Source organism: Sedimentibacter sp. (genome assembly GCF_032080165.1).
Taxonomy (GTDB): Bacteria; Bacillota; Clostridia; order Tissierellales; family Sedimentibacteraceae; genus Sedimentibacter.
This window is the reverse complement of sequence record NZ_DAMASY010000008.1, coordinates 135,159-158,615: the sequence shown is the minus strand read 5'-3', so window position 1 is coordinate 158,615 and position 23,457 is coordinate 135,159. Positions and strand designations below refer to the sequence as shown.

General features: G+C 33.6%; 19 protein-coding genes. 17 read left to right on the top strand and 2 right to left on the bottom strand.

Annotated features, from left to right (window positions below):
* Window positions 1–133 precede the first annotated feature (133 nt).
* Window positions 134–1,333, bottom strand: a complete 1,200-nt coding sequence (locus tag RT412_RS12235) for a DNA glycosylase AlkZ-like family protein (RefSeq protein ID WP_313344207.1) — start codon at window positions 1,331–1,333, stop codon at window positions 134–136.
* A 451-nt stretch (window positions 1,334–1,784) separates the two neighbouring features.
* On the opposite strand from RT412_RS12235, the gene RT412_RS12230 reads away from it, so the two are divergent.
* Both RT412_RS12230 and RT412_RS12225 read left to right on the top strand, forming a co-directional pair.
* Window positions 1,785–2,375 carry a hypothetical protein gene (locus RT412_RS12230; RefSeq protein WP_313344210.1) on the top strand — a complete coding sequence of 197 codons (591 nt, stop codon included), beginning with the start codon at window positions 1,785–1,787 and terminating at the stop codon, window positions 2,373–2,375.
* Between the two features lie 78 nt (window positions 2,376–2,453).
* Window positions 2,454–3,215, top strand: coding sequence for a hypothetical protein (locus tag RT412_RS12225; RefSeq protein ID WP_313344212.1), 762 nt, complete (start codon window positions 2,454–2,456; stop codon window positions 3,213–3,215).
* A gap of 135 nt (window positions 3,216–3,350) precedes the next feature.
* On the opposite strand, the gene RT412_RS12220 is transcribed toward RT412_RS12225, so the two are convergent.
* Window positions 3,351–5,015 carry a hypothetical protein gene (locus RT412_RS12220; protein WP_313344214.1) on the bottom strand — a complete coding sequence of 555 codons (1,665 nt, stop codon included), beginning with the start codon at window positions 5,013–5,015 and terminating at the stop codon, window positions 3,351–3,353.
* A 129-nt stretch (window positions 5,016–5,144) separates the two neighbouring features.
* Here RT412_RS12220 and RT412_RS12215 point away from each other — a divergent pair, with 129 nt between their 5' ends.
* From RT412_RS12215 to RT412_RS12145, 15 genes are all read left to right on the top strand, one after another.
* Window positions 5,145–6,434, top strand: a complete 1,290-nt coding sequence (locus tag RT412_RS12215) for an amidohydrolase family protein (RefSeq protein WP_313344217.1) — start codon at window positions 5,145–5,147, stop codon at window positions 6,432–6,434.
* 362 nt (window positions 6,435–6,796) lie between these two features.
* A complete protein-coding gene (locus tag RT412_RS12210; protein ID WP_313344220.1) occupies window positions 6,797–8,080 on the top strand; it encodes a glycosyl hydrolase family 18 protein in 1,284 nt (427 codons plus the stop codon).
* Window positions 8,081–8,163: 83 nt separating this feature from the next.
* Window positions 8,164–9,282, top strand: coding sequence for a hypothetical protein (locus tag RT412_RS12205; protein WP_313344223.1), 1,119 nt, complete (start codon window positions 8,164–8,166; stop codon window positions 9,280–9,282).
* An 80-nt stretch (window positions 9,283–9,362) separates the two neighbouring features.
* On the top strand, window positions 9,363–9,956 hold the full coding sequence (locus RT412_RS12200) for a hypothetical protein (protein ID WP_313344226.1): 594 nt from the start codon (window positions 9,363–9,365) through the stop codon (window positions 9,954–9,956).
* Between the two features lie 155 nt (window positions 9,957–10,111).
* Window positions 10,112–10,741 (top strand): HAD-IA family hydrolase, encoded by a 630-nt coding sequence (locus RT412_RS12195; protein WP_313344229.1) that lies wholly within the window; start codon window positions 10,112–10,114, stop codon window positions 10,739–10,741.
* Between the two features lie 12 nt (window positions 10,742–10,753).
* Window positions 10,754–12,652, top strand: a complete 1,899-nt coding sequence (locus RT412_RS12190) for a glutamine synthetase (protein WP_313344232.1) — start codon at window positions 10,754–10,756, stop codon at window positions 12,650–12,652.
* 341 nt (window positions 12,653–12,993) lie between these two features.
* Window positions 12,994–14,487: a Na+/H+ antiporter NhaC gene (gene nhaC, locus RT412_RS12185; RefSeq protein ID WP_313344235.1), complete on the top strand. Its 1,494-nt coding sequence runs from the start codon at window positions 12,994–12,996 to the stop codon at window positions 14,485–14,487.
* A 140-nt stretch (window positions 14,488–14,627) separates the two neighbouring features.
* Complete coding sequence (locus RT412_RS12180; RefSeq protein ID WP_313344238.1) at window positions 14,628–16,718, top strand: sensor domain-containing diguanylate cyclase; 2,091 nt, start codon at window positions 14,628–14,630, stop codon at window positions 16,716–16,718.
* A 133-nt stretch (window positions 16,719–16,851) separates the two neighbouring features.
* Window positions 16,852–17,784, top strand: coding sequence for a substrate-binding domain-containing protein (locus tag RT412_RS12175; RefSeq protein WP_313344240.1), 933 nt, complete (start codon window positions 16,852–16,854; stop codon window positions 17,782–17,784).
* A complete protein-coding gene (gene pstC / locus RT412_RS12170) occupies window positions 17,784–18,662 on the top strand; it encodes a phosphate ABC transporter permease subunit PstC (protein WP_313344242.1) in 879 nt (292 codons plus the stop codon). The genes RT412_RS12175 and pstC overlap by 1 nt, the downstream gene beginning before the upstream one ends.
* Window positions 18,663–18,670: 8 nt before the next feature.
* Entirely contained in the window at window positions 18,671–19,525 is an 855-nt protein-coding gene (pstA, locus tag RT412_RS12165; RefSeq protein ID WP_313344244.1) for a phosphate ABC transporter permease PstA, read from the top strand.
* Window positions 19,518–20,267 carry a phosphate ABC transporter ATP-binding protein PstB gene (gene pstB, locus RT412_RS12160; protein ID WP_313344246.1) on the top strand — a complete coding sequence of 250 codons (750 nt, stop codon included), beginning with the start codon at window positions 19,518–19,520 and terminating at the stop codon, window positions 20,265–20,267. Before pstA ends, pstB begins: the two co-directional genes overlap by 8 nt.
* A 13-nt stretch (window positions 20,268–20,280) precedes the next feature.
* Window positions 20,281–20,928 carry a phosphate signaling complex protein PhoU gene (phoU, locus tag RT412_RS12155; RefSeq protein ID WP_313344249.1) on the top strand — a complete coding sequence of 216 codons (648 nt, stop codon included), beginning with the start codon at window positions 20,281–20,283 and terminating at the stop codon, window positions 20,926–20,928.
* A 10-nt stretch (window positions 20,929–20,938) separates the two neighbouring features.
* Window positions 20,939–21,631, top strand: coding sequence for a response regulator transcription factor (locus RT412_RS12150; RefSeq protein WP_313344252.1), 693 nt, complete (start codon window positions 20,939–20,941; stop codon window positions 21,629–21,631).
* The gene (locus tag RT412_RS12145; protein ID WP_313344255.1) at window positions 21,631–23,349 is read left to right on the top strand and encodes an ATP-binding protein; all 1,719 of its coding nucleotides are present in this window, start codon (window positions 21,631–21,633) and stop codon (window positions 23,347–23,349) included. Before RT412_RS12150 ends, RT412_RS12145 begins: the two co-directional genes overlap by 1 nt.
* Window positions 23,350–23,457 lie beyond the last annotated feature (108 nt).

The window sequence follows — 23,457 nt, the reverse complement described above, 5'->3', positions numbered from 1 at the left end:
CAATTTTTAATTTGGTGTCAGTCGCTTATACTGTAAGTGAAACAATAAAGACGGTTCGCCGTCTTTATTTTGCTGTTGGAAATACCTGCTAAGATAATATACCTCTGCTGAAATCAGCAGAGGTCCGTGTTCGTTAAATCAAAAAATCTATTTTATCGCATTCATTAAATTTAGCAAACCTTTTTAGACAGCTGTTGACTGATTCCTGAAGCTTTTTTGTCTGTTTTATTCCATCCTCATACCATATGTTCTTAACTGTCAGCGTATGCGTTTTTATATTTGAAACCGCTTCTACACGTCCAATGAATCTGTTGCCGTAAAGCATAGGCAGAACGTAAAATCCGTATTTTCGTTTGTGAGCAGGGGTATAAATTTCCCAAGTATAGTCAAAGCCGAACAGTGTACGAATCAGATTTCTGTCCCACATCATGCAGTCAAGAGGTGCAATCAGCTCACAGCGTGGTTTGAATGTATCCTCCCGCAGTATCAATTCAATAAGCGGTAAATCCTCAGCCCTGCAGAACAAAATGTACTTCAAATCCCCGACTTTGATTTCAAGGAGCTTTCCCTCGTTGAGAAGCTCCTTAAAAATCTCGGTTCTTTGCGTAGACTTAAGCTCCCAGATATTCAGCCATGCATCAGACGGTCGGTTCCACAGAAGACCTACCGCCCCTATTCGGCGCAGCACACGCCACTTTTGATGTTCGAATTCATCAGGGAAAGGGTCGGGGCTGTAAAGTAGTTCTTCGGATATATATTTTTCAGCCAGGTCATAATACTTTCGGGTTCCTTTTTTATGATGAATAATAAGCTCACCGGTGGAATACAGCTGCTCCAACACGGCTCTTGCTGCGTTTGTTTTTCCGTCCCAGCTTCCGCTCCAATGAATCGAAGAATGCCAGTGTATATCACCGACTATGGGAAGCTCATCAGAGCTTACGGCTCCATTTTTCTGTATGTGTTTCTTTGCATGTATTTCCAGCCCTGCAAGGTTCTCAAAACGCAGTCCGTTTTCTTGTGCTTTTTTGCGATAACGCTCAAAATACGGCCAGTCATCAAGCGGAATGATAGAAAGATTTTTATCAGGGTAATCTATGAGGCTTCGCTCCTTGTATAACAGTTCATAAAGCATTTGTTTCGTAAAGTTTTTTACACGGGACTGCAACGTGAGCTCTGCATTTTTGCCGCATGAATCAACAGGGTCATATTGAATACACCCCGTCTGATGTATAAAATCAAGAGCACCCTGTTTGCCGAAGAATTTGTGTTTGTCAAGCAGTCCGTGTTTAAGAAGTATAAAATTTCTTGCCTGCCGGTTGGTTAAAGTAATCATTTTTTATCTCCATAATTATATTAGCACCAAAAGTATCATTTGATATATTTTACAGTTTTATACTTCTTGTGTCCACACAATTATTAGCAATAGGGAATGCTTTTTTATATGTTTCTAATTGTGTAGAAAACCTCCTTATTTATGTATATGCAATTAAGAAATTTTACAAACGAAAAAGGTTTTATTAAGTCAAACTCCAAGACCCGCTACTGAAACTTTTTACATGGATATAACGTCTAATAAGCAAAAAGGAAATTATAGCTAATGCTGTTTATATACAATATCTAAATAAAACATATAATACGAGGTCATCTTATATGTCTCAAGGAGAAATCGATGACACTCTATCTAATACAGCTATTATACAGTATTATCCTGTATAAAGATACAGTTAACAAAGGATTATAGGTTACCTTTATCAACCTAAATATATTATATAAGGAGAGTATTGATGTATTTATTTATAAATACATCATACAAGGAAGATATGAAGAATATAAAAGTATGGATATCAATAATAGTTTTTTTAGTAATAATTTTTTTGTTTTCTATTGTTACAAACAGAAATATAGAGGACAATGAAACGCATTATGGATTTTATTTTGATTACAACATTAATATCCCTCCAGTAGGAAAGGAACTGAACATGTTATTAAATAGTATTTCTAGTATAAATACTGTATTTGAAAGTACGGATGGAGATGTTATTGTGATGTTTAAAGATGGCAGATTAGTCTATTTACCTATTAAAGATGAGAATTCATTTAGTAAATTAAGTGGAGTCAATAGAGAAGAAGGATATTGGATGATGGAACCATCTTATATGACCGAGCTGATAATCAATGAAGTTATTTTGTCCGATGGCAAAAAAGAGAAAGTTGACATCAATTCAACAACGCATTTTATAGTTGAAAATCCCGAAGAAACTGGATTTGAAATAACAAATGAAAGTAAAATAAAATTTTTGGAAAAATATTTCCACTTAAAAGAATCATTTATTGTAAATGATTCAAATGAAAAAATATTAAATTTTTTAAAATAAAGGTTTACTTTTCACGTTAAATAACCTCTTTTATATATGTAACTATAAAACAATTATTTTATAAGGAGGTTTTTATTTATGGGAGGAGTTCATGTAGTTCAAAGAAAAACAAATAGTTCTATCTACAAAGGAGCAATTTCAACTATCAAGTTGCCAATAAGTTGCACTTATAGACCAAATGATTCCAGCTATAAAAATGGGGCATTCCCAGAATTTATACAGGGATTATTCAGAGGGTCTTATGGGTTTGATGCCGGTATCTTGTACAAGGGTGGATCCTTTTACTTATTCTTTTACCCATTGAATGGTACGACAACTTCAGTTGATGGTATATGGGAAGAGAAACTTATTCCAAGCAATATTGCAGCAGTTGGAAGAGAGATCACATTTGAAATAAGTATTAACAGTATGAAGTACTTATTTATCAACATTACTTATGGCACTCTTTCAACTTCTTTACCAGTCTTGTTAACAAATAATGCTTATACTCAATTAACACAAAACGGTGGACAATATGTAAGAGAAATGGTAATAGCCATTAATCCAGATTCAAGCGGTAATATCAATGTTCCAACTGGTGCAAGTTTCACAGGCGCTGTGTTTAAAAATACTGCATTAACCACAATTTCTAATACAAATCCAGTATTATCCTCAACAAATTCTACAAGCTACATAAATGTATTTGATTCAGGTACTCCATCAAGCACATACACAAAGACGATCACTCAAAGTGGTATGACAGGAGAACAGGATCTTCGAATGTTAAAAAATATAATGTTGATAAGGAATTACATGCTTATCTATATTATAAATAAAACCAGATTAATATTTGATATATGAAAGAACTAAAAATTACATCAGATTTGCAAGTTGATAGACAAAGGTATGTAAAGAGAAAAGATATAAATATGCGTATGGGATGCTGTATAGAGTAAAACAGGAGGCAATTAAATTAACTAATTACCTCCTGTTATATTACTCAAGAAAATTTACCGATATCAGATTAGCGGTATCAACGGATGATGTATGTGATGATTTGCTGATATTATAATTGTTTATTGTTATTTCGCAGTTTTTTTCAAACGGTTCTGTTCCTACCAATTCTTTAACATTTTCATAATCAAAGGTTATCCAGCCTTGCTCCACTAAATCGTCATTATGGATTGGAAGCTTTTTAATACCTTCTTCGTCTGCGACAAAACGCAATTTATTGTAACCGCAGCCATCATCAAAATATAATTCTAATTTTCCGGTTAACGTGGTTTCACCTGTAAATTTACATATAACTCTTACTAATTCGTCGGAAGAATTCTGTGTGTAGATGTATACAATATTAATATCCTCTGCCGTCATATCTGAAATACTGTCACCTTTAAAAATTCTTACAATCTCACTATCTTTTCTGAAATATCCGTAATTATAAGTTACCCATAAAGTATCCTCACCAATGGCGCTGCTGTTTTTATCAAAATAGCTGAAACCTATACTGTGAGATTTTTTGGAGCTTGAATCAGTTATTAATTCGAACTCGTTTGGATTAGCGCCGTTATTTTCTTTCAATCCATAATAAAATTCATCCGTTGTCAGTATTTTTATTTTTGACAGTTCATCATAGCCGAAAAAGTAGTAGTTTATGGGTGAGCTTTCATTTTCAAAGTCATCTACGTTGAAGACAATTGCATATTTATCCATAAAGCCGGCGTTATGCTTAATTTCTTCGTTTGCTAATGGTCTTGTTATGGAATTATCATCATAAGGGAACAGTCCTTTATAGCTTTCATCTAAGGATATTATTTCTGTAAGCTTTTCATTAGGGTGGACACCTCCGCCAATATTGTAAACTATATCGTAACCTGTTGATTTGAATCTCCCGCGTCCTATAGCCGAATGCTCAGCAAGCTTTTGGTATAATTCGTTGCTCTCCGCAAAGTATACAGAAAAAGTATTTTCGACCCCCACACCCTTATAGGATGGAAAGTTTTTCACCGATTTTCCGTCCGGTACAATTCTGCCGATTCTTTTATAATTGAAATATTCTCCCCCCGGATAGACGTTATAAAAACCTTCGCTTTCTATTTCTCCCTCAAAATTAATCATTACACCGCCATCATCAAATTTCCTTACATTGCTCACTATAAGTCCGCATACTATGTCCTTTGCGGTGACAGTTTCATCTAAATCATTTGTGGGGTATTCCTTTCCTTTATATTCAACAGTTCCGATTTCCTCTGTACTGCTGATGGATTTCAGATTTGAAAGTATATTGCCGGTATTGTAATCTGCTTCTATTTCAACCTTGTAGACACCAAGCTCCTGAGGCAAATCCTTAACTATATTGATATCATCATAGTACAAAGGAATGCTTTCTCCTGCATTTATAGAGAAAGGATATTCATTCTTAAGAAGCTCCATTGTCTCTTTATCAGGAATGAAATAAATTATGCCTGAGTTTCCGTAAAACCCGCCGGTAATAATTTCTCCTGTGTATCTGATGTCTTTCGGTTCATCATTTTCTTCCTCTGCCGGCTCTTCTATCGGCTCCGGCATAGGTTCTTCCGCCTCCGGTTCAACTGTGTTTGTCTGCTTCGAGCATGAAGTTAATAATAATATAATTGCTGCGAACAATAACAGCTTTTTCATATTTCCCAAATCCCCTTTCATGCAATATTATTAGACGTAAAATCTATTTATTTGTTCCGTAAATTCAAATATGGTATAATCATTATATCAGAAAATAAAATCTTATGTATGATTTTTATGGAGGAAACAATGAATGAGAAAATTGTATTAAAAAACGGAAATATTATAGATGAAAACGGAAAAGTAACGGAAAATATAAATGTGTATGTTTCAGACGGTAAAATTGATAAGGTTACGAGGGAAATTACAAATGGGTATGATGAGGTAGATTGTACCGGTAATTACATTACTCCGGGTTTTGTCAATTTACATACGCACTCTCCTATGAACATAATGAAAGGTATTGCAGAAGATATATCAATTGATAACTGGTTCAATGAAAAAATATTTCCCTATGAAAGCAAGCTGACAAATGAAGATATTTATTGGGGAGCTGTGATTGCTTCTGCCGAAATGCTTAATAACGGTGTTACGGCTTTCGCAGACCATTATTTTGCACAGGAAGAGGTATATAAGGCGGTGGAGGATATGGGTATAAGGGCAGATATAGCTCCAACTATATTTGGATTGGCTGCAGATTACCGCAATCAGTTAAATGAGGCAATTGATTTTGTAGAAAAATATCAAGGCAAGAACAGCAGAATAAGCTTGCGTCTGGGACCGCACGCTCCTTACACATGTCCTGGTGATAAGCTTACAGAAATAATAAATGCGGCTAAAAAGCTGAAGGTAGGGATACACATACATGTGTCGGAAACTGAGGAGCAGGTTGATGACAGCATTAAAAATACGGGCAAGACACCTATAGAGATTCTTTATGAAAGCGGTGGTTTTGATGTTGATGTTATAATTGCTCACGGCTTATGGACAAAAAAAGAAGATTTAAAATTCATTAATAATAAATCATTCTTTGCTTTCAGCCCGAAAACTTATATGAAGTTAAGTATGGGTGAAGGAAATATATACAGTTTAAAGGATGATATAAACTATTCCTTTGGTACGGATGGTGCCGCAAGCTCAAATACATTAAGTCCGTTGGAGCAGGCAAGATTGTTTGCCCTCAATGGTAAATTTATAAATAACAATGCAATTGATTTTAAAACCATAGATATATGGAAAGCTTTAATGAACGGTCATAATGCTTTACCATTTAACACAGGAAAAATTCAGGAGGGATATGCTTCTGATTTGCTGATATGGGATTTAAATAAAATAAATACCTTTCCTGTCTATGATCCCCTTACATCGATTATTTACAGTTCGGATTCCCATAATATTAAATGCACCATGGTTGCAGGAAAATTTTTAAAATTTGACGGTAAGCTGATAGAAGATACAAACAATATATTAAAGCAAGTAAAGAAAATCCAAGACAATATATTGCAAAGAGGGAAGGGAGAAAGTAAAATACAATATTAAAATATGAAATATACTTTGTCATTAATCTGGACGGTTCTTTAATAGAACCGTACCTTTTTTATGCCCTAACCCCATTTTTCAGAGTCTTTTTTCTGAAAAATGGTTGGTAGGTCAAACGCACAGAATGCCAAATTTGTGCGAACGGCAGAGAGTAAACAAATTTGATGCATTCCCCTGCGATGCCCTAACCCCATTTTTCAGAGTCTTTTTTCTGAAAAATGGCAGGACAAATACAACGAATTCCCAATTTATGCGACGTTAGGAGCAAATAAATTGGTGAATAAGACTGTTTGCGTTTTTGACTATTCAACAATTGATTTGGTAACGCATATAATGTTACAAGAAAAGAAAGGAGAAAAAATATGATTATTCACGTAGTTCAACCAGGCGAAAATATTTTTTCTATAGCCGCACAGTATAATATTTCGCCACAAAAAATCATTTCAGATAATGAATTAGCAAATCCAAATGTCTTGGTTCCGGGTCAAACATTGGTAATATTGACTCCGGAGCAGGTTTATACCGTTAGTCCGGGAGACACTCTTGAAGGTATTGCAAGGCAATTTAACACTACCGTAATAGAATTACTGCAATATAATCCGTCTATTACTCATGCTGATGCAATTTTTCCCGGCGACCAAATCACTATAACTCCAAGCTCAGAAAAAAGAGGATCAATTTATACGGTTGGCTATGCATATCCGCATATAGACAGAACGGTTTTAATGAAGACATTACCTTATTTAACCTATTTGACATTGTTCACCTACGGCATAACTCCCGAGGGAGATCTTATAGACATTGATGACGAAGAATTAATAAGAATAGCGAGAGATTATGGTGTAGCACCGTTAATGCTTATTTCTACTTTAACAGAAGAAGGAACCTTTAGCAATGAATTAGCGCATCAAATCTTAAATGATCCTGAAGCTTCAAACAGATTAATTGATAATGTTATTAATACTATGAGAGAAAAAGGTTATGAAGGACTTGATATAGATTTTGAATATATTTTACCTGAAGACAGAGAAAATTTTGTTAATTTCGTAAGAAATATGACAAACAGGTTAAATGAGGAGGGTTATACCGTATTAACTGCATTGGCTCCAAAGATTTCAGCAGATCAGCCCGGACTTTTGTATGAGGCACATGATTATCCGGCTCTTGGAGATGCATCAAACAGAGTTTTATTAATGACTTATGAATGGGGCTACACTTACGGACCTGCAATGGCTGTTGCACCTATAAACAGAGTTGAAGAAGTATTAGATTATGCTGTAACAGAAATTCCAAGAGAAAAAATTTACATGGGTATTCCCAACTATGGCTACGATTTTACTCTTCCTTATGTTCAGGGAGTTTCAAGAGCAAATTCTCTGTCTAACGTTCAGGCAGTTGAGCTTGCTGCGGATGTAGGTGCAAATATACAATATGATGAGGTAGCACAATCGCCGTATTTTATTTATTTTGACAATCAAGGAAGACAACATGAGGTTTGGTTCGAGGATGCAAGAAGTATATTGGCAAAATTAGATTTATTTTCTGAATATGGCTTTGAAGGAGTAGGATACTGGAATGTAATGAGATACTTCCCGCAAAACTGGCTCGTTACCAGTTCATTGTACGATATTGCTAAAGTATTGTAATTTAGTGCTTGCCACAAAATTGTAATTATACGAAATAATTAGCATATATTTAGATAACGGGTATATTTTGTAGGAGGTAATACATGAACAATAAAAATTATAGAGTGATGAAATTTTTTGAACAGGTAAATAAACCTAATAAAGCAAGGGGTTACGTTCGTCTTGATATAAGGGGCATGAGAGGTAATATAATTGTTTCGGCAGAGGGCTTAGGAGATGCTAAATCTTCAAGTGAAGTTTATTTGTATAAGGATAGAACAAATAAATTAAAATTAGGAGATATCAACAATAAAAAGGGCATGATTAAAAAAAGCTTAACCTTTGGCAACAACAGTTCTGTTGAGGATTACAATACCTGTGCAGTTGTACAGGATAAGAAAATAGTTCTTTATACCAATTTATTTAATGCTGCTACCTTGGAGCAAATAAAAAAATTGGAGTATTCTGACGAAGACGATGTAACTACGATTGAAGCTGAAACAGCAGATAAAAATGTACGGGAACAGATTGAGAAAACTGAGACGAAATCCGATAACGAAGAGTTAGTTGCAGAAAAAAAAGAGACGGAAGAAGATGCACAAACAGAAGAGGTAAAAAAAGAAAAAGTGGAAAAAACAGAATTGATTGAAGAAAAGCCGATAGAGCAGCAGGTGACTAAGAACATTAATGATAATAGAACCAGAAAGGAATCAGTTTCGTCTGCAGTTAATTTGGATGCTGAGCCGGATATTGAAGCTCAGGTGCGAAAGTATAAAAATAAATTTGAAGAAAGTTTATATTTTGCTTTAAAGGAGTATAAAAAAATTGAACCCTTATCAGTTAAAATAAATGACTTTAACTGGTGGTACATACCATATGACGAAACCGGTATAAAAAATGGATTTTTACCTTACTACAACCAAATAATCAGCTCGTATTATCCGTATCCGGTTTCTAATCGTGTAACCACATGCAGCGGTCTTATGAAAAAATATGGGCATTACATTTTTGGTATTTTCAAGGAAAAAGAGGAAATTGTCAAGTTTGTTTACGGTGTACCGGGAAAATTTACAAAAGAAGAACAGCCATACAAGGGTATCACAGGTTTTAAGAATTGGTCTTACAGCAACAAAGAAGATGAAGCGGATTATGGTTATTGGTTAGCTTTTGTAAATCCAAAAACAGGCGAAACTACTGAACCGCCTGAAATAGTATTGTCATAGCAAATTAAATAGTACTGTACAAATAATATTTAATTTGATATAATAAACGAGAATTATTTAAAAAGGAGTTAAAAAAACAAATGCCCACAATAAGTACCAATATGCATTTTGGTAAATTATTCATAGAAAATTCGAAAATGAAAATTGATATTCCAAGCTTTGTCATTGGCATTGCTTCTCCTGAAACTATAAGCGAAGACGACTTTGAGGACCTGCACACCCTTGATGAGGACGGCAATATTGATGTAAGAGAATTTTATGAGCAGTTTAATTTTAAGGAACTCAGTTTAAGGCAGAAATCCTTTATATTGGGATATTATTGTCATGTATGGTTTGATGAATACTATAAATTTAATGCAAGCAAACTTAAAATCCGTAATAATGTGGATTTAACAGATGAAGAGCTTGGCAAAGCAGTTAAATCAATACTTAGATTTTATGACAACAAGGCAATTAATAACTTCTTTGAAAATTATAAAAATGAAATAAATTCATTTGATTTAGATTTAAATTTAACCGAAATAGAAGGTATAAGCATAAAAAAATCCAAAGAAAAAATAATGGAATTTTTTAAAGATTTAATACCTGATGTAGAATACCCAAGATTGATTGATGAACATGAATATATGAATTTTATAAAAAATGGATGCAGCAAAATAATTAAGTCACTTTAAAACTCCTATTTTAGGAGTTTTTTGTTTGCCCGTCCTTCTGCACCTTGCAGGACGAATTTTTTAAATAAAAATTGACTGTAAAAATAAAATATAATATAGTTGAAACATATGAATAAATTGTGCTATTATTTATAGATAATAGCAAAGGATGGATTATGGTGAGATATAAGTATGTTTTGTTTGATTTTGACGGAACAATTGCCGATACGGAAGAGGCAAATTTTGTCATATATCAAAAATTAGCTGAAAAATATAATTTAAGAAATATTACCATAGATGAGCTTGGACATATAAAAAAAATGAGCGCAAAAGAATTAATTGAATATATAGAATTGAAAAAAAGATATCTGCCATTTATCTTAAAAAGAGGTAAAAAACTTTTAAATCAAGATATAAAAAATATAAGATTATGCAAGGGAGATATTTTGGAAACTGTTAAAGCATTGCGTGAAATGGGAATAAAAACAGCTATAATTACGACGAATTCCAAAGATAACGTATTAACGTTTCTTAAAGCAAAAAATGCTGAATTTTTCGATTTTATTTTAAGTGCTTCCATGTTTGGAAAAGAATCTAAAATGAGAAGAATTATTAAAAAGGAGAAATTGAATCTTAGTGAAGTTCTTTATGTTGGCGATGAAATCAGAGATATACATGCAGCCAGGAATACGGGGATAGATATTGTTTCGGTGGGATGGGGCTATAATACCGTAGAAAGCTTAAAAAAACATAAACCCGAATATATAATCTTTGAACCATCAGAATTAATCGATATATGTAAGTAATTAGGAGGCAATATGAACAACATGATTTATACAATAAAACCAGAACATCATGGCATACAAGATTTAAAGCAAATACTTCAAGAGCACCCGGAAATTCAATTTGTATCATTCATGGGCGTTGATATTGGAGGCAATGGTACCGATGAAAAAATTCCAATAAAGCTTTTTATTAAAGATATGGCCGAAATGCTGAAATTTGGAATTCAGACAGACGGCTCCAGCGTTGAATTGCAAGGTATCGCGGATTTGAATAATGCGAGGGTGGATATATTACCTGATATTAACTGCAACTGGTTTGTAGATTATAATTATGAATATAACAATGCTATAAACGGTTTACCTGTAGGCACATTAAAAATTCCTTCCTTTATCGTACATGACGGCAAGCAGGTTTGCTCAAGATCCATACTTAAAAGAGCAATAATCAACTTCAAATCTGAATTAATGAATTTAATTGAGAAGAATCCAAGAGTATCAGAGTATTATGGCTTTAAATATGAAGATGTTGAAGAAGTTCAGCTTACCTGTGCCACAGAGCTTGAAATGTGGGTAAAAACTCCTGAACAAAGCGCAGATTTTGAAGAATTATATACCTCACAGGTTCTAAAGGAACAATATTGGAAAAGAACAATGGGTACTGTAAGAACGGTTATTGAAAAAATAATGGATATGCTTGAACTTTATGACTTGAAGCCGGAGATGGCACATAAAGAGGTTGGCGGCATAGCTAATAAAATTGATGCTAAGGGCAGAATAACTCACGTTATGGAGCAGCTTGAAATAGATTGGAGATTTTCAAGTGCTATACAAGCATCAGACAATGAAATTCTTGTAAGGGAAATAATAGAGGATCAGTTTAGACATCACGGTTTAGAAGTGCTGTTTAAAGCAAAGCCTATTGAGGGTGTTGCAGGAAATGGAGAGCATACCCATCTTGGAGCTGCATTAAAATTAAAAGACGGAAAAAGAATCAACCTGTTTACCCCTGATAATATACATAAGGATTATTTAAGTGAAATTGGATACGGCGCATTGATGGGATTACTTAAAAATTATGAGGTAATAAACCCAATCGTTACAGCGACTAATGATGCATTCAACAGATTAAAACCCGGATTTGAAGCACCTGTGTGCATAGTTACTTCATTGGGAGGTACCAAGGACGCTCCATCAAGGAACCGTTCCGTATTGGTAGGGGTAATAAGGGATGTTGAAAATCCTAATGTTATCAGATTTGAACTAAGGTCTCCCAATCCATATTCTAATACTTATCTGGTTATTGCGGCATCGTATCAAGCAATGCTTGACGGAATAGTTAATGTCATCAACTCAGGTTTATCATGCGAGAAATTAGAGAAGGAAATCACGAAATCATACGGGGACGATGCAGTTTATTTGGAAAAATACAGAGAATACAGAAGCGAAGAGGATGTTTTTGAACGATTTACGGAAGAAGAAAGAAGTAAACTGTATGGTACTGCTCCTGCAACTGTTTGGGAAAATTTATCAAATCTTGGCTCCAACAAACTAAAACAACAGATATTGAAGTCAGGAGATGTTTTTACTGATGAGCTTATAAATTCATTTAAAGAATCAACGCTCCAAAAGTGGAAAAATGAGCTTACAGGCAGAATAATTCATGACAATATAATGCTTTTAAAGACTTTTGTAAAGCTTCATAACGAACACGATCATGCAACGGATTTAGATGTGGTGAACTGGGAAAGGATAGTTTATTTAAAAACTAAGCTTATGAAGGATAGTATGACTAAAAAGTGCGTTTTTACTAAGATAAAGACAGCAATAAATGAAGGTCATTATGAAGTAGCTTCTGATTTGCAAAAGCAAATGAACGAAAAAATGTCTGAAATCAGAAGATTGTATATTGAGTATAAAAACAATATTTTTTAAATTATAAATTATGAATATGTGATACATATGTCATTCGTTGCAAGCCGATAACCTCAATAGGGGAAATCGGCTTCACGGTATGACATTTTTTTATGCTATCTTATGTAATATTATCAATATTATGATTATTTATTCTATTGTCAATAAATAGGTATTTACAAAATATTTTAATTATGCTAAAATACATGTAAAACGTATTCATATAATGCGTTTGAAAAATATGTGTATTGTATTATGGCACAGGGTTTTCATTAATGAGTTATATTGGGCATTATAGTAGGGTTTATTTTATTTATCCTTTACCATTATACTCAATACACTAAATTAATTGGAGGAGAATTATGGGTAAAGTTCCAAAACAAAAAAAACAACCAACATTATTAATTTCTATTATCCCGGTTGCTGTTACAGTTGCATTAATAGGAATTGTTATAATTGGCTATGACGGAGAAGTTCATATTCCTATTTTAATGGGTGCAGTTGTTGGAGCAGCAATAGCAATTTTTGGTTTAGGTTTTACTTGGAAAGAAATCGAACAAGGTATTGTTGATTCAATCGGCAGTACTATGCAGGCGATTCTAATACTCGCAGTAATCGGTATTTTAATTGGTACGTGGATTGCAGGTGGTATTGTTCCTACTTTGATTTATTATGGTTTACAAATTATGTCACCAACATTTTTCTTAGCAGCATCCTTAATACTTTGCAGCATAGTTGCTTTGGCAACAGGTAGTTCATGGACAACTGCAGGAACAGTTGGTTTAGCATTGATAGGTATTGCTCAGGGTATCGGGGTTTCAATACCATTGGCAGCAGGTGCAATAATATCAGGAGCTTATTTTGGCGACAAAATATCACCTTTATCTGATACAACTAATTTGGCACCTGGAATGGCAGGAGCAACATTATTTGATCATATTAAGCACATGCTTTATACAACAAGTGTATCATATGGTATAACATTAATTATATTTGTAATATTAGGACTACAATATAGAGGAAACGTTCTTGATGCAAGTGAAATATCTGGTATCTTAGAAACTATCGAGAGTATATATACAATTAGTCCAATATTCTTATTAGTTCCAGTTATAGTAATAGTTATGGTTGCAATGAAGATTCCTGCAATTCCTGGATTAATTGTAGGTTGTATACTTGGAGCAATTTGTTCAGTATTCCAGGGACAGGATTTTGGTTCTATAATTGATATTGCTAACAATGGTACTGTTGCAGAAACTGGTCATGCTGTTGTGGATGAGCTATTAACAAACGGTGGTCTGCAAAGTATGATGTGGACAATTTCATTAATTATGAGTGCATTAACATTTGGTGGAGTACTTGAAAAAACAGGTATGATGGCAACCATAGCAAACAGATTATTAGTTTTTGCTAAAAATACCGGCTCATTAATCCTTGTAACAGCAGTTACTTGCCTTTTCGTAAACACACTTTGCGGAGACCAATACTTGGCTATTGCATTACCTGGTAAAATGTACAAAGACACATATGCAGAAAGAGGATTGGCACCAAGAAACTTGTCACGTATCCTTGAGGATTCCGGTACGGTTACTTCGGCACTTATTCCATGGAATACATGCGGTGCTACAATGTCAGGATTCCTTGGAGTACCTACATTCGCGTATTTTCCGTACGCATTCTTCAACCTGTTGAGCCCAATCGTTTCAGTTATATACGCATACATGGGAATTTCTATTATGACTTTGGAGGAAGACCCTGCTTCAGAACAATATGTAAGACCTATGAAGCTTAAAAAATCTCCAAAAGAATTGGAAGAATATATTGCTAACTATAAAAATAAACATGCTAATGCTTAAATATTAACAGCTTAAAAGCGTCCGAATAACCTTATAGGAAACTGTAAGGTTATTTTTTTTTATATGATTTGACTTTATAATGAATTCATTATAAAATATATATGTTATTTGAAGACGTTACCATGTCAGAGGTGAATTTAATGAATTTTCAGCAAAAATATGCAGATGAGCTGAAGAAGCTTAAAGAAAATGAAGATTATATAGAAGTCTTTCGTTTTACAATGGACAGACGACATGATTTGAACGAAATGAAGGAAGTAATAGAAGGGCTTATGAAGTTTTCTAAGGAAAACAATTTAAACAAGGTTAAAGCATGGATATATTATTATCTGGGCTGGTATCATTTTGACAGATATCATTATGAAAAGGCTGCGGAAAGCTTTCTGATTTCAAATGACATATTTAATTTGCTTAACTATAAACATGGACTTATATATGCATGTAACGGACTTACTAATGTTTATTGTCAAATAGGCCAATTTAATCTATCAACCGAATGGGGACTTAAAGGTATCTCTTTATGCGAAGAAACCGATAATAAAAAAGCTCTTGTTATTCTCTTAGTAAATACCGGTATTAACTATATTCAAATGAAAAATTACAAGAAGGGCAAAGAAATACTTAACAGCATTAAGATAACAGAGCAAGAATTGACAAAAAAACAATTGGTTTCATTAAATTTGTCTTTCGCAGAAATAGAAATAAATATTGGAGATCCATATTTGGCATTGACTTACATTGATTTGGTATCAAGAAATGAAAAGGAATTTAAAGTAACCTCAGAGGTATGCGAAATATACAAGCTAAAAGGCATGGCATATGTAAAATTGAATTTATATGATATTGCTGAACAAGAATTTGAACAGGCATATGATTTTGCAAATAAAAATGAATTGCTATATGAAAAATGCTCCGTGGCAATAGAGTGGACAAAGCTATCCATTATTTTAGGAAGAAAACAAAAGGCCATCAAGGAACTGCTTGAAGTTATAGAGATCTGTAAAAGTAAAAGAATTAAGGTGCTGCTAAGAGAAGCATATCATATATTGTATACAATTTACAAGGATTTTAACAAGCCCTATGAAGCTCTGAAATGTTTGGAAGAATACATGCAGATTGATGATGAAATGTACGATTATGAGCAAAATCAGTTGATGGCTAAAATGAATTTCAAACATACTAAAAGGGAAGCGGATCAATATAAATTGCTTTATGACAGGACAGAGCTTTTGTCTAACATCGGTCAAAAAATATTATCTAATTTAAGCATCAGTTCAATTGTTAAAATAATAGACGAGGAGATTAATAAGCTGATAAATACTGATTATTTTGGGATTGCAGTATATGACAGCGATTTAGATCAGGCAACCTATTATTTTGTAGGCGAAAACACAAAAATTAAGGATGTAATACATTTTGACGGTGAAAATGAAACATCATTTGGTTCCTATTGTATTAGGAACAAAAAAGATATTATAATCAGTAACGCACAAAAAGAATATAAAAAATATATTGATAGATTTCCTACTGACTTTAAGGGAACAGAAGGAAAATCAGAGATGAAATCTGTGATTTATACACCACTAATTATTAACGATAAGGCAGTGGGTTTAATGTCGGTACAAAGCAGTGAAGAAAATGCATATGATCTGAATGATTTAAATACATTAAAAATATTAGCGAACTATTCAGCCATAGCAATTGAAAATGCCATAAACTACAAGAGAGTTGAAGATAAAGCGACTTACGATAATTTAACCAGTTTTTTATCCAAATTTGAAATAATAAGATTAGGTGAAATTATTTATGAAAAGCACAAGGTAAATAAATTAAAATTTTCTGTTGCAATGATAGATTTGGACAATTTTAAGAATGTAAACGATTCATTTGGTCATATTTATGGTGATAAGGCATTGACTATGGTGGCCGATACAATTTCAAGCTGCATTAGAAATACTGATTATATAGGCAGGTACGGAGGGGATGAGTTTCTTCTTATATGTCCCGGCTTAGGAGAGCCGGAGGCCATAGACGTGGCAGAGAGAATCAGAAAAACCATAGAAAATAAAATTTTTGATTTGGGCGATGGAATTTTGGTTTCAGTAACCTTGAGCATAGGAGTGCATGAATTTAAGGAAGTGGACAAGTCTTTCTTAGATGTATTGAAAAAGGCAGATAAATGCTTGTATTTTGCCAAGGGAAGCAACAGGAATTTAGTTATATGCAATTAAAATCCAAAAATCTAAAAAATATGTAAGGTTATTAAAAACTTTACATATTTTTTACATTATTAAGCTTTGATTTTTACTATCAGTGTCTATATTAAGTACAAGATATTAAAAATTAAGGAGAAAATGTAAAACTATGAAAAATAGAAAATTGTTATCTATTATTGCAGCAGTATTAATGTTAACTCTGGTGTTTGCAGGATGTACTAAAGAGCAACCTGCAGAACAACCACAACCACAACCTCAGCAACCAGTAGAGCAACCGCAACAACCGGCAAATGATTTTAATGCAGATAAAGATATAACTGTAGTAGCGAGAGATGCAGCATCAGGTACAAGAGGAGCATTCCATGAAATTATGGAAATAATTCGAAAAGAAGGCGATACAACAGTTGATAAGCTTGTAGTGGGAGCACTTGAATTTGATGGAACCGATAAAGTTATCACTGCAGTTGAACAAGATAAATATGGTATCGGATATATATCATTAGGTTCTGTAAGTGAAAGAATTAAAGCCATATCAGTAAGTGGTGCAGAACCAACTATTGAAAATGTAAAAAGCGGAGTATACTCAGTAGCAAGACCTTTCCTATTGGTTACTAAGGGAACTGAAAGTGATTTGGTTAAGGATTTCTTAAGCTTTACTGAATCGGTAGAAGGACAAAAAATTGTTAACGACAGGAGTTTTATAAGCGCAGTTGACGGTCCTGAAGAATATACAAGTTCAGGTATGTCAGGAACAATTAAGATGGCCGGATCAACATCTGTAGCACCTTTAATGGAAAAGTTACAAGAAGAATATAGCAAATTAAATCCTGATGTTAATTTTGAAATGCAGGCAAACGGCTCATCTCAAGGTATCCAAGCTGCCTTAGACGGATCATATGATATAGGAATGAGCTCAAGAGAATTAAAGTCTGAAGAAGCTGCAGAATTAAACAGACACGTTCTTGCAATTGATGGTATTGCAGTTATCGTAAACAATGAAAATCCGATAGACAATTTAACATCTGAAGATATCACAGCTATATACATCGGTGAAAAAACAGTTTGGTCCGAAGTTGAATAATGCAAAATATTAAAACAAATTATAGCGAAAAAATAATGCAGGCAGTGTTTTATCTGTCTGCACTTATTTCAATTATAGCGGTAATTGCCATCTGCCTCTTTCTGTTGATAAGGGGTATACCAGCTATAAGTAAAATAGGTTTTATGGAGTTTATATTTAATGAGAAATGGAAACCGACAGATTCTCCTGCTTCCTTTGGAATTCTATCAATGATTGTGGGAAGTACTTATGTTACTGCTGGAGCTATAATAATCGGTGTGCCCATTGGTTTGATGTGCGCTGTTTTCTTGGCTAAATTTTGCCCCGATACAGTATATAAAATTGTAAAGCCGGCAGTTAATTTGTTAGCAGGTATTCCGTCAATTATCTATGGTTTTTTTGGAATGGAGGTTATAGTTCCATTTGTGAGAGAAAACTTTGGAGGCAATGGATTCAGTATTTTGTCATCCTCAATAATATTAGGGATAATGATTTTGCCTACAATTATATCAATAAGTGAAAGCTCAATAAGAGCAGTTCCGTTAAGCTATGAAGAAGGTTCGTTAGGTCTTGGTGCTACAAAAGAAGAAACGATTTTTAAAGTAGTTTTACCGGCGGCTAAATCAGGTGTTTTAACATCAATTATTTTGGGTATTGGAAGAGCTGTGGGAGAAACAATGGCAGTTGTAATGGTAGCAGGTAATGCGGTAATGCCGTTAGATAAAATTAAATTGCTGAAGCCAATCAGAACCTTGACTACAAACATAGTGACTGAAATGAGTTATGCTTCCGGATTGCATGAAGAATCGTTAATAGCAACCGGGGTTGTACTTTTTGTATTCATAATAATTCTCAACACCTCATTAAGCTTGATTAAAACAAGGACTGCAAAGAATTAGGAGGAGTTATGGGTATCTTAAGAAAAAGAAAAGCGATATCTTTAATTTTAAAAATATCCGTATGGTTTTGCGGGGTATTGACGGTCGGAATATTAATATATATACTATTATTTATACTACTCCGAGGAGTTCCTAAAATAAACATGGAATTTCTGTTTGGAAAATACAATTCAGATACCCTATCGGCATTTTCTTCGATCGTAACAACGATTGAAATGATTGTAATATCTTTATTCATTTCTGTTCCCATAGGCGTGTTCTGTGCAATTTATCTTACGGAATATGCAAAAAGGGGAAATAAAACGGTAAAAGCAATTCGTTTGGCTGTAGACACTTTAGCCGGTATACCTTCAATTGTATTCGGATTATTTGGAATGATTTTATTTGTTAAAATGTTAGGATTCAGAGCATCGGTTCTTTCAGGTATATGCACATTGTCAATAATGATACTTCCTGTTATTATCAGTTCATCAGAGGAAGCAATAAAATCAGTGCCCGATATGTACAGAGAAGGAAGCTTAGGTCTTGGCGCAGGAAGATTAAGAACGGTTTTTAAAATAGTGCTGCCAACAGCAATGCCCGGTATTTTATCCGGCGTAATATTGGCAATAGGTCGTATTGTTGGTGAAACAGCTGCTTTAATATTTACAAGCGGAACAAATGTATTAAAAAGTCCTACATTAGACTTAATGGCTTCTCAAAGAACACTTGCTATTCATATGTACATGCTGGCAAGCGAGGGTTTGCCGCATTCAAAGGAAATGGCATTTGCAACCGGTTCAATATTAATATTAATAGTTTTTTTAGTAAACTATACCACAACGAAGCTTGCAGGACGAATTGGGAGGTTAAGTGATGAGTAAAATTAAAATAGAAGATGTTAGTTTATATTATGGAGAGTTCCAAGCTCTTAAAGATATAAATATGGATATAAAAGAAAATGAAATAACTGCCTTTATCGGTCCGTCGGGATGCGGGAAATCAACTTTATTAAAGTCCCTGAACAGGATGAATGATTTAATAGAGGGAGTTAAAATAACGGGAAGAATGCTGTTGGATGATGTGGATATTTACAAGGATATGGAGCCGCCTGTTTTAAGAAAAAGAGTTGGAATGGTATTCCAAAAACCTAATCCTTTTCCCATGAGCATATATGAAAATGTAGCATATGGTCCAAAGACACACGGTATAAAACAAAAATCAAAACTTGACGATATAGTAGAACAAAGCTTGCGTGCCGCGGCTATGTGGGATGAGGTAAAGGATAGACTCAAAAAAAGTGCATTAGGTTTATCAGGCGGTCAACAGCAAAGATTGTGCATTGCCAGGGCTTTTTCAGTAAATCCTGAGGTAATATTGTTAGATGAGCCGACTTCTGCATTAGACCCTATATCAACCATGAAAATAGAAGATTTGCTTGTTGAAATTAAAAAAGATTATACAATTGTAATTGTTACACACAACATGCAGCAGGCAACAAGAATTTCTGATAAAACCGGCTTTTTCCTTCATGGGGAAGTAATCGAATTTGATGATACTGAAAGGTTGTTTTCGATGCCTAAAAACAAAAAAACAGAAGATTATATAACCGGAAGATTCGGCTAAAATGGAGGGTATAATGAGGAATAGATTTGATAAGGAGTTAGAAAATTTAAATCTTGAATTAATCAAAATGGGAGGACTTATAGAGGAATCCATTGAAACAAGCGGAAAAGCGTTAATTAATCAGGATTTGGAAATGATTAAAAAAGTAAACGAATTAGAAGTTGAAATAGATGAAATGGAAAAAACAATAGAAAGTCATTGCTTGAAGCTGCTTTTGCAGCAACAGCCGGTCGCTTCTGATTTGCGAATTATCAGCACCGCATTAAAAATGATTACCGATATGGAAAGAATAGGAGATAACGCAGAGGATATTGCAGAAATATCAAGATTTTTGGCAAACCAGAAGTTTATCAAGGATCTTGTACACATACCACAAATGATAGAAGCAACCATCGGCATGGTAAAAAGAAGCGTTGATGCATTCGTAAACAAAGACAAGGAATTAGCTCTGCAGGTTTGCAGGGATGATGATATAGTTGATAATTTGTTTACTATAATAAAAACAGAATTAATAGAAAAAATTCAGGAAAACACTGAAAATGGAGAACAGGCAATTGACTTGCTTATGATTGCGAAGTATCTTGAAAGAATAGGTGATCATGCAGAAAATATTGCGGAATGGGTTATATTTTCTATTACAGGAGAACATAAAATAAGATAGGAGAAAAAATATGAAGCTCATATATTGTGTAGAAGATGATGTAAGTATAAGAGAATTAATAACTTTAGCTTTATCAACAGCCGATTTTGAGGTTATGGGATTTGAAGAAGCAGGAAGTTTTTATAATGCACTGAAAAAGAGAATACCTGATTTAATACTCCTTGATTTAATGCTTCCTAAAATTGATGGGATGTCAATACTGAAATCAATAAAAAATGATTCTCTGTATTCTGAAATTCCCGTAATAATTTTAACCGCAAAATCTATGGAATTAGACAAGGTTAAGGGCCTTGAATCGGGAGCGGATGACTTTATTACAAAGCCATTTGGTGTATTGGAATTAATGGCAAGAGTAAAAGCGGTTTTAAGGCGTGCGGGCAAAAAAGAAATTCTTGAGGACATTATAGAATATAATGACCTGACATTGGATTACAATAAACGTACTTTGTTATATAAGGATACAACCGTGGTGCTTACCTACAAGGAATTTGAACTCCTGCATTACTTAATGCTTAATAAGGGAATAGTATTGTCAAGAGATAAGATTCTTCAGGAAATTTGGGGCTACGATTATGAAGGGGAAACGAGGACGGTTGATATGCACATTAAAACCATAAGGCAAAAATTAGATGCTGCAGGCTGTCCCAACTATGTTGTTACGGTAAGGAGTGCCGGCTATAAGTTAGAGGAACAGGGAGAATAATGAAAAGGCGATTGTTTTTGATTATTTTGCTCATATCTTTTCTATCATCATCAGTAGTCAGTATTATAACATCTAAAGTTTATTATGATTTATATGCAGCTGATGCTAAAAACCAAATACAGACAATATTAAAGCTGACAAAAGAAGAAAGCAATTGGGAAGATAATCAAGCTATAAATTTATCTGTCAATGAAATATTAGGCACTGTAAATTACAGTATTCGTTTTACCATTGTTGATATTGACGGGAATGTAGTTTATGATAGCCGTGCTAAAAATGAAGCATTGGAAAATCATAAAGACAGACCCGAAATTAAATCAGCTTTTCAACATGGCAGCGGTGAATATATCAGGTATTCAGATACCATATCAACGGATATGTATTACTATGCCGAAAAAATAAATGAAAATGAAGTTCTGAGGTTGTCGAGAGAAATAAGCAGTATAAATAAGGTGTTTATAAATATATTGCCTTTGATAATATTTCTTTTTATCGCTCTTTTTGTTGTTGTTTATATATGTGCGAATATATTTATTAAAAAAATATTGAAGCCTATTAATTTATTAGCAGGCTCCATTAATGAAATTACTGATAATAACGAGCATGAAGACGTATATATATATGAAGAGCTTGAACCGATTTATCGCAGATTCAGAGATCAAAAATTAAAAATAAATCATTATATTAATGAATTAAAGTATGAAAGAGATACAATAAATACAATAACCGACAATATGAAGGAAGGATTTATTCTGTTAAATAGGGATAAAAATATCTTGTCCATAAATAAAAGCGGTAAAAAAATGATAGGCAATGAAAAATTTGATTTGTACAATGACAGAAACATCATTGAACTAACGAGAAATAATAATATATTATCAAAAATAGATTTATCCTTTAAGGAAAATAAGCACATTGTTTATGATTTAGAAAATGAAGACAGTCATTTCAGATATTATTTAAGCCCTGTCATAGATCAGGACAGCTTAAACGTGACAGGAATGCTGATACTTATAGAAAACATTACAATTACTAAAAATGCGGAAATTATCAGAAGCGAATTTTCGGCAAATGTATCACACGAATTAAAAACACCGCTGACAACTATAATCGGATTTGCTGAACTGATTAAAGAAGGGTTTATAACAGATATGGACAGCATAAGAAAGTACAGCAGTATGATAAATAATGAGGGCTTAAGATTGATTTCATTAATTGAAGATATTATGAGATTATCAAAGATAGAAGAGAATCCGGATGAAAATGAAAACACAACAATAAATTTAAAGGATGTATTAAATAAAGTAGTTTCTTTGTTACAAGGAAAAGCTGAGGATTTAAATATAAATTTATCATTTGAAGCAACTGATATATATATGAAGGCAAATCATAACTATATTAGCGAGCTTTTTTATAACCTTATTGATAATGCAATAAAATATAATAAAGAAAATGGAAGCGTAATTGTTAAAGTATATAAGAAAGATGGTTTTATTATAATTTCCGTAAAGGATACGGGAGTTGGAATAGCAAAGGAACATCAGCAAAGAATATTTGAAAGGTTTTACAGGGTCGACAAAAGCAGATCAAAGCAAACAGGCGGAACAGGGCTTGGATTGTCTATAGTTAAACATATAGCGGAGCTGTATGAAGGTCAGATTGAAGTTGAAAGTATTGAGAATGAAGGAGCTGAAATAACAATAAAATTTCCACAATAAAACTTGATAACTAATGAGAATTTTGGTAGCATTAATGTAGTTAATGCTGCCATGTTTGCTTTCACTTACAGTATAAGCGACTGACACCAAGACAGAGACTTGTTTAAG

What these genes read in the sequence shown, in the direction of transcription:
- RT412_RS12145 (WP_313344255.1), top strand. Translation starts at nt 21,631, where the DNA reads ATGAAAAGGCGATTGTTTTTGATTATTTTGCTCATATCTTTTCTATCA.
- RT412_RS12190 (WP_313344232.1), top strand. Translation starts at nt 10,754, where the DNA reads ATGAACAACATGATTTATACAATAAAACCAGAACATCATGGCATACAA.
- pstB (WP_313344246.1), top strand. Translation starts at nt 19,518, where the DNA reads ATGAGTAAAATTAAAATAGAAGATGTTAGTTTATATTATGGAGAGTTC.
- RT412_RS12180 (WP_313344238.1), top strand. Translation starts at nt 14,628, where the DNA reads ATGAATTTTCAGCAAAAATATGCAGATGAGCTGAAGAAGCTTAAAGAA.
- RT412_RS12205 (WP_313344223.1), top strand. Translation starts at nt 8,164, where the DNA reads ATGAACAATAAAAATTATAGAGTGATGAAATTTTTTGAACAGGTAAAT.
- nhaC (WP_313344235.1), top strand. Translation starts at nt 12,994, where the DNA reads ATGGGTAAAGTTCCAAAACAAAAAAAACAACCAACATTATTAATTTCT.
- RT412_RS12235 (WP_313344207.1), bottom strand. Translation starts at nt 1,333, where the DNA reads ATGATTACTTTAACCAACCGGCAGGCAAGAAATTTTATACTTCTTAAA.
- RT412_RS12150 (WP_313344252.1), top strand. Translation starts at nt 20,939, where the DNA reads ATGAAGCTCATATATTGTGTAGAAGATGATGTAAGTATAAGAGAATTA.
- RT412_RS12195 (WP_313344229.1), top strand. Translation starts at nt 10,112, where the DNA reads ATGGTGAGATATAAGTATGTTTTGTTTGATTTTGACGGAACAATTGCC.
- pstA (WP_313344244.1), top strand. Translation starts at nt 18,671, where the DNA reads ATGGGTATCTTAAGAAAAAGAAAAGCGATATCTTTAATTTTAAAAATA.
- RT412_RS12220 (WP_313344214.1), bottom strand. Translation starts at nt 5,015, where the DNA reads ATGAAAAAGCTGTTATTGTTCGCAGCAATTATATTATTATTAACTTCA.
- RT412_RS12230 (WP_313344210.1), top strand. Translation starts at nt 1,785, where the DNA reads ATGTATTTATTTATAAATACATCATACAAGGAAGATATGAAGAATATA.
- RT412_RS12215 (WP_313344217.1), top strand. Translation starts at nt 5,145, where the DNA reads ATGAATGAGAAAATTGTATTAAAAAACGGAAATATTATAGATGAAAAC.
- RT412_RS12225 (WP_313344212.1), top strand. Translation starts at nt 2,454, where the DNA reads ATGGGAGGAGTTCATGTAGTTCAAAGAAAAACAAATAGTTCTATCTAC.
- phoU (WP_313344249.1), top strand. Translation starts at nt 20,281, where the DNA reads ATGAGGAATAGATTTGATAAGGAGTTAGAAAATTTAAATCTTGAATTA.
- RT412_RS12175 (WP_313344240.1), top strand. Translation starts at nt 16,852, where the DNA reads ATGAAAAATAGAAAATTGTTATCTATTATTGCAGCAGTATTAATGTTA.
- RT412_RS12200 (WP_313344226.1), top strand. Translation starts at nt 9,363, where the DNA reads ATGCCCACAATAAGTACCAATATGCATTTTGGTAAATTATTCATAGAA.
- pstC (WP_313344242.1), top strand. Translation starts at nt 17,784, where the DNA reads ATGCAAAATATTAAAACAAATTATAGCGAAAAAATAATGCAGGCAGTG.
- RT412_RS12210 (WP_313344220.1), top strand. Translation starts at nt 6,797, where the DNA reads ATGATTATTCACGTAGTTCAACCAGGCGAAAATATTTTTTCTATAGCC.